The sequence below is a fragment of the Streptococcus sp. HMSC10A01 genome, assembly GCF_001807785.1.
Taxonomy (GTDB): domain Bacteria; phylum Bacillota; class Bacilli; order Lactobacillales; family Streptococcaceae; genus Streptococcus; species Streptococcus gordonii.
Genome location: NZ_KV790961.1, coordinates 121,478 through 135,801, shown reverse-complemented (window position 1 = coordinate 135,801; position 14,324 = coordinate 121,478). Strand labels below are relative to the sequence as shown.

The window sequence follows — 14,324 nt, the reverse complement described above, 5'->3', positions numbered from 1 at the left end:
TGCTTTAAATATTTATCTAAAATAGAAGAATATTACATTCTTATAAATACTTATTTTAAAGCCATCTAGATAGACTCGTTTATTTTTGCTTACAAATGCAAATAATAAATATGCTTGAATAAATTAGACATTTCTGTTTGTTTGAAGAATAAAAGAAAATATGGTATCTTAACTGCAGTAACACTTCTCTCTGTGAAATTTTTATTTCACTTCAGCTGAAACCTTTGAAGGAGGAAAAAATGAAACGTCGCACGCTATTCCTTATACAACTTATATTGTTAGTTGGTCTATTAGCAACTTTAGTGACACAAGATGGTATTTCTGTTCAAGCCCAACAGATTCGACCGCAAATCACTAATCACACAGATGGACAGTGGATTAAAGATAAGAAGGGTTGGTGGTACAAATATCCAGATGGTAGTTTTCCCAGAAATCAATGGCAGCAAATTAATGGAAGGTATTATTTCTTCAACGTCAACGGCTATATGCTGACTGGCTGGCAAGAATTAGATGGTTTTGGATACTACAAAGAAAGATCTTGGTATTATTTCGACCCAGAAAATGGAGATATGAAAACGGGATGGCAGAATATCAAAGGTAAGTGGTACTATCTTGATCCTGCTGAAGGTTACATGCTAAATGGAGTCCAGCAGGTTGGTGAAAACGGTGAATGTTATTATTTCCATAATAAAAATGGAGATATGCAGACTGGATGGCAACAATTAACAGGTGCTGGTAACCATGAAGGCCCGGCCTGGTATTATTTCAACCCAGCAGACGGAAGTATGCTCACAGGCTGGCAAAATATTCAAGGAAAATGGTATTATTTTCAGCCGATTGATGGCTATATGCTAACAGGACTTCACCAAATAGGAGATACCGGAAAATTCTATTACTTTAATCCAGTAAACGGGGAAATGTTAACTGGTTGGCAACAGATTGCTGACGAATGGTATTACTTCGCAACTGAAGATGGATCCATGCTATCAAATGCTTGGCAGGGTTCGTATTACCTTAAAGAAGATGGGAAAATGGCTCACAGTGAAACTCTTCTAATCAATGGCAAACAATATACCTTTAATGAACAAGGTCTTGTAACTACCAATCCATAACTAGAAGATCCACTTCTCTTTATTTAATCCACCTTAGAACTCGATTAAAAAAGAAGTCTGATGTAAAACATCAGACTTCTTTTTTGTTCTTAATAAATCAATTGCTGAATGACTAGGACGTGACTTTCTTCCACACCATATAAACTGTGCAGTTCATTGGGTTCCATTGTAAGAAAAGTTCCTGGAAGCATTTGAACAGTTTCTCCTAAAGCAGTAAAATTCACCTTGCCTTCCAAGCAAACTACTGTCACTAATGCATCAGCCTTATGTTCAGGAATTTCCTTCCCCTTTGCCAAATGAAGATGACGGATCAAACGACCTCTTTCTTCAACGGGTGTCTCAACAACATCAATTGATGGATCAATTTTGTAAAATTTCATAAATTTGTCCTCCTTGTTTTATTTTATAATGACCTATAGAAAAGACGAAGCCTCATTCTATCAATCTTGATAATTTCCTCCAGAAATACCAAAGTATTCTTCTAATGATTTACCTGAATCAGCAATTTCTTTGGCTTCCCGTCCAATATAACGCAGATGCCAGCTTTCTGCCATATAGCCTGTTGAAGTTTCCTTACCTTTTAAGAAGCGCACAATGAATTCATAATTGGAGGCATTATCCAAAAGCCACTGACTGGCACCGGGTTCTTCCAGCAGATTTCCTTCTGTATCAATCAGGTCAAAGGCTAAACCAGACTGGTGTTCACTGTATCCAGGTCTGGCTGAATAACGATCGGCAGCCTCCTTTCCATCTCGATTGACATAATTTTGGTAAAGTTCCAGCTGAGTATCATAACTACGAAAGCCACTGTATTGGTCGCTGACAGCATATCCAGCGGCTTGCATATCCGCAATCAACTTAAGTAAAGCTGCCTTGGCAGTAGGATTTTCTCCAGGATTGTAATGAGAAGAGAGAGGGTACTTTTTATTTACAATCAGGATTTCCTCATACTTTCCTTGTAGACTATAATAACTTCCATTATAAGAAAGGCCAGCATCCTTTTGTTTTTCGATTGTTTTCTTGTCTTCTGATTGATTTTCTATCTGTTGAGTGTTCGAAGTCGATCCCGAGGTTTTGGAATTATCTTTCTTATCAGAAGAACAAGCAACTAATGTAAAGGCAGAGAGACCAAACAACAAACAAGCTGTTGTTTTCATTTTCATGGAAAAAACCTCCATTCACAAAGCATGAAAAACAAGAGAAATTCTTAACTACATTCTACAAAAAGACCACCAAAATTTCAATAAATTTTAGTAGTCTTCTGAAAATTTCTATTGCGTCAATTCATCTGGATAAGCTTCGACTCCGCCCTCCACATTGGTCACTTGATAACCTTGGCCTTCCAAAAATTCACACGCCCGTGCAGACCGACCTCCTTTTTGACAAATAACATGGTAGGAAATTTCTTTGTCTAAGCTAAGATAGTTTTCTGCCAAGCCACTAAGAGGCAAATTGCGAGCGCCAGCTACATGCCCATTCGCAAACTCATCTACCTCACGAACATCAATCAAATCAATCTTTTCAGTCTGTAAAAGACCTTGTAATTCTTTTGCACTAATCTTTTTCATCATGCTTCTCCTATTTATTTTCATTGATAATCACAACCTTACCAAAACCTGTCTTCCCTTCAATATAAGCATGAGCTTCGGGCACTTCTTCCAAGGAAAAAACGCGCCTCGGGGAAACATCTACTTGGTATCGGTCAATATAGTCAAACAACTCATCCATCAATTCTTGGTTGACTTGAGCTGAATGAAAGGTCGTCATAAAACTATTATTTTTTATCTCTTCAATTGGGTTAAAGCCTTCTAGCTCCCACTGTCCTCCTAAGAGACCAGTTACACAGATAATTCCGCCCGGAGCAATATGATCAAATGAATCCTTAATAGTCGATGGACCTACCAACTCTAGAATTTTATCGAACTGCTCTTCGGTCTCTAACCGACCATCCTGATCAATAACAATGTCATCATAAGCCTGGTGCTTAAGCAAAAATTGTTTAGAACCACTTCGAACCGAACCAACGATATGAACGTCAGGAAACTGAGCCTTGACGAGGCGAGCAAACGCTAGACCAACACCACTGGTTGCCGCCCGAACTAAAATCTTATTTTCGGGCTTAATATGCAAATTTTTTAAAGAGCCAAGAGCTGTATAATAGGTCTCGGGAACCGCGGCTAGCTCAGCCCAAGACAGACTGGTTTCGATAGGATAAACTTGGTCATTTGGCAGGAGAACGTACTCAGCATATGAGCCGTCGTAAGCTCGCCCCATTTCTCCCATGATGGAGACTACCTTCTGACCAATCTCTAAATCTGTCCGAGTTGTCTCAACCACCTGTCCAACACATTCAATGCCTAAAATTCTAGGGAAGCTAACACTAGGTGACAAGCCTTGTCGTGTAAAGATTTCCGAATGGTTTATTCCAAATCCTCTAACCTTAACCAAAGTCCATCCTTCTCGTAATTTAGGAATAGGTCTTTCTTCTAATAGAAGTTTTTCTGGTCCTCCTGGTTCATAAATGACAATAGCCTTCATTTTTTTCATAGGATCACCTCCCTTTTTCTGGATAGTGTAACTAATCAAACTTAGACTTAACTTAACCGGCAATGCTTATGGTGGAAACCAAAAGCTATAAGAGGCACTGGAAGGCATTTTATATTTGAATCCATCACCACTATGCTAAGACTTCCTTTAAATTCCAGATAGTACTATGGTCTCACTCATACTTCTTCTTTTTCAACTCGCTCCAAATTCAGCAGAATTTTTTCTAGACAAGTTTCAAAATCTTTTGCTTCTTCTAGTGAAAAATCTTGATATATGATTTCTGTCATTTCCTTAGAAATTCGATCATAATCATCTTTCAGACTCTTAGAATGATCTGTCAAACAAATGACTTTCCTGCGCCTATCCTTTTCATGGGGACAGCGTTCAACCAAATTCATCTCCATCATCAGCTCCAACATCTTAGTTAGAGTGTTTAGTGTAAGCCCTGTCTTGTTTGCTAGTTGCGTTTGGCTCAGTCGATCTTGCTGCCACAAAGCATGAAGAATCCGTCCTTGTTCACCATTAAAATCCTGAATCTCTTGGTCCAGTAATATTCGATTCATCAGTCGGTTGGATAATCTGTGGATCTTCCCGATATAAAAGTCACAGTTAAGCTTTTTAGTCATTTCGCTTCCTTTATAATATTAATATATATAAGTATTTTCTAATTATATTAAATAGAATAATAGCTGTCAAAGATTTAGTTTCCACTGTAAAACACTTACAATCCTGTTAAGAAGCATTTCATTATGACAAAAAACTAGTTTGATCAGAAACTGGTTTATTACTACTTATTTTTTCTTTTAGCTTTTGGGGCGGGAAGCTCATCAAACATAGCTTTAAATAAGGTGGTTAGGTAGTCTTTGCTGTCCACATTGTCTACTAATAGCATTTCTTTAGCACCTGGGTAAGGAGACACCAGCACAGCTTCAGGTATATATTTCTGAGCCGCTTTGACTGGTTTGACCAAGAGCCGATCATCATAGATACCACCAATTATTTTTTCCTTGTAATAAAGGATGTACTCCCCCATCATGGCCCGATAGCTGACCCCATCTAAATCAGATAACTGCTCCAAGATAAAAGTCAAATATTCCTTGCTCGACGCCATATTCTCAGCTCCTTTCTTGTTTCAACGAGTCCGAAATCCCAGCAAAACGCTTGGCTAAAGCTCTAGGACTTCATAAGAATATCCCAAATCTTGCAGGAACTTAAACAAATCTGTTGTCGAGATAAAGATCGTCTTTTCATTGGTATTAGGATGGAACGTCATGATATCCTCTGATATGATGTCCTTATCAAAATAAACTAGAATATCTCTTTCTTCATTATTTAACAAACCAAAAGGTGAAACCGTTCCTGGTGGTAGCTGCATTTTTTCATAGAGGGAATCCGCTGAAGCCATGCGAATACGGTTGGCTGAAACCAGCTCTTTAAATAGGTCCATGTCCAGACTTTTCTTGTCATCCATAATCAGAAGATAATACTGGGTTTTCTTCTTGTTGGTCAAAAACATGGTCTTGGTCCGAACGCCTTCCATGCCTTCAATATAGCTATCCGCCTGCTCTGTCGTAAATGCAGGTGGGTGCTCCACCACATCAAAAGTGATCCCCAACTCTTGCAACTTGTTAGCCACTTGTTGATATGCATCCATAGTTTTTCTCCTTTATTGATGAATAATCTTTTGTACCAATGCTTGCAATTCTGGCACAACTTCTGCCTCAAACCAAGGATTTTTAGCCATCCAGATTTGGTTGCGCGGAGAAGGGTGAACTAGCGGAAAATACTCAGGCAAATAGTTTTTAAAATGATGAACCCGTTCAGTTACCTTGCCACTCACTTTCTCATGAAGATAGTAAGCCTGGGCATATTGTCCAATCAAGAGGGTCAACTCAATATCTGGACACTCCTTGAGGAGTTGAGGATGCCATTTTTCAGCAAAGCCTTTGCGAGGTGGTAGGTCACCTGATTTTCCATGCCCTGGGAAATAAAAGTCCATGGGAATCACTGCAAACAAACCAGAATTGTAAAAGGTATCTTCGTCAACTCCTAACCACTCCCGCAGACGATCACCACTTTTATCCTTCCAGTAAATGCCAGCTGCTTCTGTCTTCATCCCAGGGGCTTGTCCAATGATATTGATTCGGGCAGTCTTTGGGGCTGCAAAGAGCGGTTCGATGCCTTTATCCGTATATTCTTTATTTTGAGGATCTGCCATAATGGCTTGTTTAATAGTTTCAATCTTTGACATAAGAACTCCTTCTATGGAAAAACTCAGCCAGAAAAACTGGCCGAGTAGTGGATTATTTGATTAGTTCGTAGATAGCTTCCGCATAAATAGCCGCAGCACGGAAAAGGTCTTCTACATCTGTAAATTCGTTAGCTTGGTGCATAGTGTTGACATAGTCTGGGAACATAGCACCAAAGGCAACTCCACGTTTCAAGAGACGACCAAAGGTACCACCACCGATGACTTGCTCATGTCCTTTAAGACCTGTTTGTTTTTCGTAAACACTCAAAAGAGTTGCTACCAATTCATCATCTGCTGGAACATAATGTGGAGTGTGTCCGTGCTCAGACAAACTCACTGACACAACACCAGTGACTTTTTCAAGACCAGCTTGAATCGTCTTTGGATCAGTACCTTGAGGGTAACGGATGTTCAGAGCAATAGTATTGTCAGTCTTAGCACTGTCAAAATGGAAGACACCAGCATTCATGCTGAGAGCACCCATTTTAGCATCCGTATAAGCAATTCCTAACTTCTCACCAGTAAAGTCCTCGTGCAGAACTCGAGCTGCTACTTGCAGATAAGCCTTGGCATCACCACCAAAGTCAAATTGGTTCAACAAGAGGGCCAAATAGGTTCCACCATTGATCCCATCTTCGGGAGTTGATCCATGAGCAGACTTACCAATAATCGTAATAGTATAAGTTTTTTCATCAACAGTTGAGATTTCATACTGAAGCTTGTGTTCCTTGGCAAAGGCATCTAAGAGACCAGCCAGATCTGGTAATTGTCCAGATACAACTGCTGTTGCAGACTCTGGCACCATATTTTCACGGAGGCCACCTGTAAAGCTATGAAGTTTAGCATTCCCAGTGTTGTCATTTCCAAAATGGAGGTACTCGGTGATATTCCCTTTTTCTCCATTAATGATTGGAAATTCCGCATCTGGTGAGAAACCAAAGTCTGGTTCAGGCAGACCAACATGCTTGAAATAATAGTCCATGTCTTGCCAACCGGATTCCTCATCAGTCCCCACCACAAAGCGCACACGCTTCGATACTGGCAGTCCCAAGTCTTTGATGATTTTCAAACCATAGTAACAAGCCATGGTTGGACCTTTATCATCAGATGAACCACGCGCATAAAGCTTACCATCAATGATTTCAGGTTTGTAAGGATCTGTATTCCAGCCACTTCCGGCAGGAACCACATCCATGTGGGCAAAAATCCCTAGTTCTTCTTGACCCTCGCCAAAAGTAAAGTGACCAGCGTAATTGTCTACATTCTTGGTTTCATAGCCATCGCGCTCAGCGATTTCTAAAAACTTATGCAGGGCTTGAACAGGTCCAGGTCCAAAAGGATGCTCCTTGTCCGCCTTGGAGTCATCCCGCTCTGAGTTAATTTCCAAAAGGCTGAACAGATCGGCCAAGAGAGCTTCTCTGCGTTTTTCAACTTCTGCTTTAAAATCAATTGTCATTTTTTCACCTCAATATCTCATTCGATTTAAATCAATACAGCTGTATCAACGTTTCTCAATGATTTCATCAACTGGCAAGCGATAGCTAGGCTCTAACTTGTCATCAGTATAACCAACAGTAATCAAGAGTTCTGGACGGAAACGCTCATCAATCTCCAAGACTTCATTAATCTTAGATTTATCAAAACCTAAAATAATGTTGGATCCGATGCCCTGGTCAGTCAAAGCCAGAACGAGATTCATAGCTACTAAACCAGCATTGAGGGCCAAGTAATCACTCTTTTGTTGGTCGCTATAGCGCGCAAACTCAGCTGGTAGATTTTGCATATAGAATTGAAGCAGTTCATCAGAGAAATTCTTAACTCCAGCCACACGCGCAATCTTACGAGACCGCTTGGTCAAATCTGTATCCGTAAAGAGTGCTATGGTCACTGGTGCTTCTTTAATCTGATCTTGGTTAGAGCCAAAAGCAATTTCTGCTAAGTCTTGATTGCGCTCTCGTACTACTACAAATTTCCATGGCTGGCTATTGTGGGCACTTGGAGCCAAAGTCGCAATTTCAATCGCTGTACGGACATCCTTTGGATCCACCGGCTTATCATTGAAATGTTTGGTTGCGTGACGCTTTTTATTGAGTTCTAGAAATTTCATAGACCTTTTCCTTTTCTTAATATACTAGCTTCATTTTATCATATTTTGTAAGAGTTTGCAGAGGTTTTTCATTCTCTATAAGATGTGGCTATCATCTCTTGCCACTTGATAAGATTATTCCGTCGTAGAGCTTTCGTTTTCTCCATTCTGGCTACTTGAATCTCTTAAGCCCTTTATTAAATCACTATAACTAGAGCTTCTTTCTTGCTCAAAAACCTTGTTTAAATTTTGATCTATCTTAGGTATTTCCACTTTTGGTTCAGGTTTGCGAAGGGTTAATTCAATGGCCCCTAGAAAAAGAACAAGAAAGAGGGCCAAGAATGTCAAACCTGTCTCCTTTTTAGGAAGACTACTTCCCTTGGTCGGAAGTCCTTTCCAACGAGGATACTGCTTCAAAAATCCATTGATCTTCAGCCCAGTGATATAGAGCGTCAAAAAACCATACATGGTAAGAAAAAGAAGCGAAAAACTATGCACTGATACCCGACTAAACTGAATTCTCATTTTAAAGGCTTTATAACCTGCTCCAGCCATATAAACCTCTATGACAAACGCCATAATTATCAGGATAAAGAAAATCAAAAACTGCAGTTTCCACAATTTTCTCAATCCTAAATAAACTTCCTTGTCTGCTTTTTCTTTCGCGAGCACCTCATTCTTTTTTCTTGCTTGGGCTTTAATTTGATGGATTAGTTGAGATTTACTCTTATTAGAACTTGATGGTTTTTGATCCTTTTTTAGATGACTAGCAAAATATATCTCAGCTACCTTTATCACTTTTCTAAGATTTTCCTCAGTTAACTCATAGGGATAACCAAATAAATCCCAATAATCTTTCAAGTCTGCTTTATTTGGCCTAGTCACGTGAAGATAAAAATGCCTGCCGATTAAAGTAATAGAAAAGATTGCCGAATAAAAGTTGGATTTTGCAAAAAAATCAACCTCATAAAGACTACCATCCTTCATCATCTTGGTCGTTTCAAAAAAAGAAACGTCCTTTGTGAAGCTTGTGCTGATAATCCTCTGTACTTGTAAAACCTTTGCCCCTACAGTATCAGGCTTAAGAGGAGCAGACAAAACAAGCTCAGAGACAGACATTGAGTCAGTTACATTATCTCCACCTTCCAACTCAGCTTCTATAAATTCCTTAAATTGACTCAAGAAAGAAGCCATATTTGAGGAGGTTAAATCAATCGGCTGATGAATCTGAAAACCTTGACTTTCTATGCCGGCCTTGATAGGAAAAATATCTTTCACGATAAAGTATTGATCTGCTAGCTCAAGAGTAAAAGAAGCCTGGTAGCGAGGCAAGATATTCGTAATAAGAGCTTTATAATCTCCATCCTTTTGGTCAGGTTTTTCCCAGCAGTTGGTTCTCGTTTTCCCCTCGAAGACATTAGCAATCATTCTTTCAATGCCTTTAGACTTCAGATGGACATTTTTAGGACTCAGAGGCTCAGAAAAAATCAATTCTGGTTGATCTAGGTAGAGCTTAATTCTCTCCAGTCCTTCCTTTAGACTTTCTCGATCATACTTGTACTGAATCGCGTATTTTTCCTCTCCCCACTTTAGTATCAAATCACTACCATCAACTAAAATATCTAATCTATCCTGATAGTCCTCAAGCTTTATCTCAAATAAAAAGATCGGACAATAGGGATCCATGTTATTTTCTTTAATGACTAGTATTTTGAATTTGTCTGTATAAATACTCTGAAGTTCTTCTCGAATATCTTGTTCCAAATGATCTCTATGTTTGTCAAAATTTAGGGTCATCTCTCTTTAACTTTCATTTTTTATTTTCTGAAGGAAATCTTTGACCTCCTCCACATAATCATGTTGCTGAATCAAGGAGGTTAACAGCTCCTTATTATGTCCTGGATAGTTATCTTCACGTCGTAGTTCTTGATACATCTCAATAAAGGGAAGTCCTTTTTCTTTGGCCAATTCTAACTCCGCTTCATAGTCATAAGCTACTTTTCGGAATTGAATGTTCACCAGTTCCCCGCCTTCAACTTCTAACAAGGCATACTGGGCACGGTGATTTTTCAAAGCTGGCCAATCAAAATAGGGCATTCCAATCGTACCTGGATTAATAATTTGTTGTCCTTGACTTCCATAACGAAGCAACTGCTTGTGAACATGACCGTAAACAGCTATATCCGTTTTCTCATCCAGCAAATGATCAAAATTTGAAGTCTCATTTGTCACCTGCAAAGCTCCACCATAGTTTTTATCAGGTAAGTTATGACTAAGTGAAAAACGCAAACCATCCACCTCAATCTTGTCAAGAAGCGGCAAACTTCTCAACCAGTCAATATGCCGAGTATCAAGTCGTTCCATCAAATACTGAGTTAGGCGCAAAAGTTGTATTTCTTGAGGGTCTTCTAAGCCATAGACACCATCTAAAGCTTCTAAAACACAATCGTCCCAATTTCCCCGGACTTTCACAGTGATTGGCAGACCTTCCAAAAGATCCATCAAATCATTTCCACCCGGTCCAGGAAGAAAAAGATCACCCAGAAGCCAGTATTCGGTCGCTCCTAGCTCTTTAGCATCATTTAGGACTGCTTCTAAGGCAGTCGTATTTCCGTGTATATCTGATAAAATGGCAATTCTTTGTTTCATCTTCACTCCTTAAATGAATGGCTGTTTAGTTTGAATCTAGTATATCAAAAACTGATTGAAAACGTGAAAACCATCCTCTGGGTGGTTTATCTTCTAAAACTTATTGATCATTTTAGAAACGATATAGTTTATGATTTTTACTCCTCACCAGCAATCATAGTTCATCTACTTCTTATGTGTCACACGCTGTCTCTTTTATAACTATTAATTTTGAGCACAAAAAAAGCAGGCGACAATCACCTACTTTGTTGAGATATTATTGTCCAGAAATAAGCGGAGCAAGAGATTTATAAGCACCTTCAATAGCCTGCTTCATAGCATCACGTCCTGTTTTCAACTGTTGAAGAAACAGGTTACGACTTTGTTCTGGAACTACTGTATCATCCGGACCAGCGGCTGAAAGTGTATTGTTAAATGTTTCTCTTGAAGTTTCCATAGACTCAATTGCTGGTTGGACTTGTTGATTATATGCTTCTTTTCCAGCTTCTGGAACTTTATTACCGATTTCAGTAATGTATTTCTTATAGTTGTCAATCAACTTACCAAAAAGAGCTTTCATATCGCCAATTGTTTTAGCATTGTCAATTTCTTCATCTGTCAAAAGAACAATTTCTGGAGTTTTTAGATCTGAACTAGCTGTTTTTGATGAAGATTCAGAGCTACTTGATGAACTCTTTGAAGTAGAAGTTTTTTCTACAGAACTTGAAGCTTTATCAGAAGATTCTGAAGTTGATTTTCCAGAACATGCTGCTAAAGTTATAACCGACAAAAGCGCTACACTAGCTGTAACAATTTTTTTCATTAGTGTCTCCTATTAATAAAGAATAGGAATATTATATTATAAAATTATTTCAATGTCAAATTATTTCGATATCAAATATTCTAAGCCTTCTAATGGTTACTTCACATTGCTTGAGTTTTTTCCATTCTATAACCAAAGATTGTTTACACTATACTCATCAGATATCTGTTTATTCTATTTCTGCTTGTGGCTCTGCCACCTCTCGCAACCGTGCTTGTTGTTGCTCCTGAGTTTTCGGATTCAACTTTTCCTGCACCGCTTCTGCTACCGCTCGCGGTACGCCGACTTCGACAATTTCGTCAACGCTGGCTTCTTTAATCTTGGTTAGAGATTTGAAGTGTTTCATAAGATTTTGCTTGCGTTTTGGTCCCAAGCCTTCGATACCATCTAGTTGCGATGAAAAGGAATTTTTAGAGCGGAGCTGGCGGTGGAAGGTAATGGCAAAGCGGTGGACTTCATCTTGGATGCGCTGGAGCAGGAAAAATTCCTGCGAATTGCGGGATAATTCTACAACCTGCAAAGGGTCACCAAAAAGCAATTCATGAGTCTGGTGCTTGTCATTTTTTTGCAGTCCAGCGATGGGAATATCCAATCCCAACTGCTCCTGAATAACTTCTTTAGCGACATTGACCTGACCCTGTCCACCGTCAATGATAATCAAATCAGGCGGAGTCAGTCCATCCCGAATCACCCGACTATAGCGTCGCTTGATGACCTCTCGCATACTGGCGTAGTCATCAGGTCCCACCACAGTCTTGATCTTATACTTGCGATAGTCCTTCTTGCTTGGTTTACCATTGACAAAAACCACCATAGCCGATACAGGACTGGTCCCCATGATGTTGGAATTATCAAAAGACTCAATCCGAACAGGTGTCGGAATGTTAAGAAGCTGCCCTAGATTCTCAATAGCTCCTTGGGTCTTTTCAATAGATTTCTCCAAGAGGTCAAATTTCTGTTGGAGACTGACTCTAGCATTCTTGATAGCCAGATTGACCAGCTGTTTCTTCTCGCCTCGCTGAGGCTTAAGCACCTTGGTATCCACCATGGCTCGGACAGCTTCTTCGTCAATATCTGCTGGAATCAAAATTTCATTGGGCTTGAGGTGAGATTTTTCTTGGTAGAACTGGCCGATATAGGTCAAGAAATCCTCGTCCGGATCATTGTAATAGGGAAAAAGGTTGACATCGCGCTCAATTAGCTTTCCTTGGCGGACAAAGAAGACCTGTACGCACATCCAGCCCTTATCCACATAGTAGCCAAAGACATCACGATTCTGCAAATCCTTGGCCATAACCCGCTGCTTGGTTCGCAGCGTGCCAATGGACTGAATCAAGTCGCGGTACTCCGCTGCCTTTTCAAACTCCATAGCTTGCGCTGCGCCAGCCATTTTCCCCCGTAAATCCTCAATAATCTGGTCATCCTGCCCCTTGAGAAATGCTGCTACCTCCTGGGCTAGCTCTTTGAAATACTGGCTGTCTACCTGACAAATAGTGTGGGCTTTGCACTGCCCTAGATGGTAGTAAAAGCAGACCTTTTCAGGCGGATTGGTACACTTGCGAAAAGGAAAGAGCCGATCTAAAAGCCGCTTGATTTCATTGGCCGCACCAACATCGGGGTAAGGACCAAAATAAAGTCCGCCATCCTTTTTGACTTGGCGCGTGATGATTAGGCGCGGATAGGTTTCATTGGTAATCTTGATAAATGGATAGGACTTATCGTCCTTGAGCATGATATTGTACTTAGGCTTGTTTTCCTTGATTAGATTAATCTCCAGAAGCAAAGCCTCAATGTTGGACTCAGTAACAATAAACTCAAAATCCTCAATCTCAGAAACCAGAGCCTCCGTCTTGGTATCATGACTTCCACGGAAATAAGAACGAACCCGATTGCGCAGATTCTTGGCTTTGCCGACATAGATAATGGTACCGTTTTTGTCTTTGTGAATGTAACAGCCAGGACTGGTCGGTAACAGTTCCAGCTTTGATTGGATTAGCTTGTTCATAGGTCTATTATAGCAGAAAAGAGGCCGAACCGCCTCTTCTTATTATTGTAACAACAAATCCAACAAGTCTTGATAAGATTGGAGAATGTAGGTTGGTCTAGCCTGTGTTTGGTTAGTAACCCCCTTCGGATTATACCAAGCCGTATCAATCCCTGCATTATTACCGCCTGCAATATCAGCAGTCAAAGAATCCCCAATCATCAAGGTCTGGCTCTTGTCAAAGCTCGGTATCTGCTCTGCTATTTTTTCATAAAACAAAGCTTCGGGCTTCTGAGTTCCCATCTGCTCCGAGATGAAAATATGGTTAAAATAAGGAGAAATGTCGGAATGGGCCATGCGGCCAGTCTGAATAGCCGTGATGCCATTGGTCGCTCCGTAAATCTCATAATCAGCTTCTGTCAGACTGTCCAAAAGCTCGCTAGCTCCAGCGTATGTTTGGCCTTGCTGAGCAATGTGCTGCTGATAGAGAAGGGCCAGCTCGGCCCCATCCTTCTCAATGCCAAAATGATCAAAAAGACGAGAAAAGCGCGTATTGACCAGCTCTAGCTTGGTGATTTTCCCCTGTTCCAAATCCCGCCAAAGCCCCTTGTTCATGGGAATATAATAGTCTTTGTAGGTCTGAATCTCCGTCACGCCCTGTTCCTCCAAAAACTGAGTCAGGGCAATGTCTTCTGCCGTATCAAAATCCAGCAGCGTATGGTCAAGGTCGAAAAGTAGAAATTTATATGACAAGGTCGAAATCCTTTCTGCATCTTTAGTAGGTTTATTATACCACAAGCCACAAAAACCAGTCGCTCAAAAACGAACGGCTGATTTCTAATCTATTTCACTACTGAAATCCAGACTTTCATTTGATAGGTTGGTAGCTCTTG

General features: G+C 40.1%; 16 protein-coding genes. 1 reads left to right on the top strand and 15 read right to left on the bottom strand.

The window, feature by feature from the left end; all coding sequences use genetic code 11:
* Window positions 1-239: 239 nt before the first annotated feature.
* The gene (locus HMPREF3108_RS00665) at window positions 240-1,112 is read left to right on the top strand and encodes a PspC-like choline-binding domain-containing protein (RefSeq protein WP_048777731.1); all 873 of its coding nucleotides are present in this window, start codon (window positions 240-242) and stop codon (window positions 1,110-1,112) included.
* Window positions 1,113-1,201: 89 nt separating this feature from the next.
* Here HMPREF3108_RS00665 and HMPREF3108_RS00660 read toward each other — a convergent pair whose 3' ends face one another.
* From HMPREF3108_RS00660 to HMPREF3108_RS00590, 15 genes are all read right to left on the bottom strand, one after another.
* Window positions 1,202-1,492 carry a cupin domain-containing protein gene (locus HMPREF3108_RS00660; RefSeq protein WP_045502298.1) on the bottom strand — a complete coding sequence of 97 codons (291 nt, stop codon included), beginning with the start codon at window positions 1,490-1,492 and terminating at the stop codon, window positions 1,202-1,204.
* Window positions 1,493-1,552: 60 nt separating this feature from the next.
* Window positions 1,553-2,269: an LD-carboxypeptidase LdcB/DacB gene (ldcB, locus tag HMPREF3108_RS00655; protein ID WP_070492877.1), complete on the bottom strand. Its 717-nt coding sequence runs from the start codon at window positions 2,267-2,269 to the stop codon at window positions 1,553-1,555.
* A gap of 114 nt (window positions 2,270-2,383) precedes the next feature.
* Window positions 2,384-2,698 carry a rhodanese-like domain-containing protein gene (locus tag HMPREF3108_RS00650; protein WP_080982547.1) on the bottom strand — a complete coding sequence of 105 codons (315 nt, stop codon included), beginning with the start codon at window positions 2,696-2,698 and terminating at the stop codon, window positions 2,384-2,386.
* Window positions 2,691-3,659, bottom strand: coding sequence for a zinc-binding alcohol dehydrogenase family protein (locus HMPREF3108_RS00645; protein WP_048777727.1), 969 nt, complete (start codon window positions 3,657-3,659; stop codon window positions 2,691-2,693). Before HMPREF3108_RS00645 ends, HMPREF3108_RS00650 begins: the two co-directional genes overlap by 8 nt.
* A gap of 176 nt (window positions 3,660-3,835) precedes the next feature.
* Window positions 3,836-4,285 carry a MarR family transcriptional regulator gene (locus HMPREF3108_RS00640; protein ID WP_048777724.1) on the bottom strand — a complete coding sequence of 150 codons (450 nt, stop codon included), beginning with the start codon at window positions 4,283-4,285 and terminating at the stop codon, window positions 3,836-3,838.
* Between the two features lie 161 nt (window positions 4,286-4,446).
* On the bottom strand, window positions 4,447-4,770 hold the full coding sequence (locus HMPREF3108_RS00635; protein WP_048777722.1) for a TfoX/Sxy family protein: 324 nt from the start codon (window positions 4,768-4,770) through the stop codon (window positions 4,447-4,449).
* 54 nt (window positions 4,771-4,824) lie between these two features.
* Complete coding sequence (locus tag HMPREF3108_RS00630) at window positions 4,825-5,313, bottom strand: prolyl-tRNA synthetase associated domain-containing protein (protein ID WP_048777719.1); 489 nt, start codon at window positions 5,311-5,313, stop codon at window positions 4,825-4,827.
* 12 nt (window positions 5,314-5,325) lie between these two features.
* A complete protein-coding gene (locus tag HMPREF3108_RS00625) occupies window positions 5,326-5,910 on the bottom strand; it encodes a uracil-DNA glycosylase family protein (RefSeq protein ID WP_048777717.1) in 585 nt (194 codons plus the stop codon).
* A gap of 52 nt (window positions 5,911-5,962) precedes the next feature.
* Window positions 5,963-7,366: a dipeptidase PepV gene (pepV, locus tag HMPREF3108_RS00620; protein ID WP_048777714.1), complete on the bottom strand. Its 1,404-nt coding sequence runs from the start codon at window positions 7,364-7,366 to the stop codon at window positions 5,963-5,965.
* Window positions 7,367-7,411: 45 nt separating this feature from the next.
* Window positions 7,412-8,017 (bottom strand): nitroreductase family protein, encoded by a 606-nt coding sequence (locus HMPREF3108_RS00615; RefSeq protein WP_048777711.1) that lies wholly within the window; start codon window positions 8,015-8,017, stop codon window positions 7,412-7,414.
* A gap of 114 nt (window positions 8,018-8,131) precedes the next feature.
* Entirely contained in the window at window positions 8,132-9,793 is a 1,662-nt protein-coding gene (locus HMPREF3108_RS00610) for a hypothetical protein (RefSeq protein ID WP_070492870.1), read from the bottom strand.
* A gap of 6 nt (window positions 9,794-9,799) precedes the next feature.
* Entirely contained in the window at window positions 9,800-10,645 is an 846-nt protein-coding gene (locus tag HMPREF3108_RS00605; protein WP_070492868.1) for a metallophosphoesterase family protein, read from the bottom strand.
* 256 nt (window positions 10,646-10,901) lie between these two features.
* The gene (locus HMPREF3108_RS00600; RefSeq protein ID WP_070492866.1) at window positions 10,902-11,447 is read right to left on the bottom strand and encodes a hypothetical protein; all 546 of its coding nucleotides are present in this window, start codon (window positions 11,445-11,447) and stop codon (window positions 10,902-10,904) included.
* Between the two features lie 169 nt (window positions 11,448-11,616).
* Window positions 11,617-13,452, bottom strand: coding sequence for an excinuclease ABC subunit UvrC (uvrC, locus tag HMPREF3108_RS00595; RefSeq protein ID WP_070492864.1), 1,836 nt, complete (start codon window positions 13,450-13,452; stop codon window positions 11,617-11,619).
* 42 nt (window positions 13,453-13,494) lie between these two features.
* Window positions 13,495-14,184, bottom strand: a complete 690-nt coding sequence (locus tag HMPREF3108_RS00590) for a pyrimidine 5'-nucleotidase PynA (protein ID WP_048775120.1) — start codon at window positions 14,182-14,184, stop codon at window positions 13,495-13,497.
* Between the last annotated feature and the right edge of the window lie 140 nt (window positions 14,185-14,324).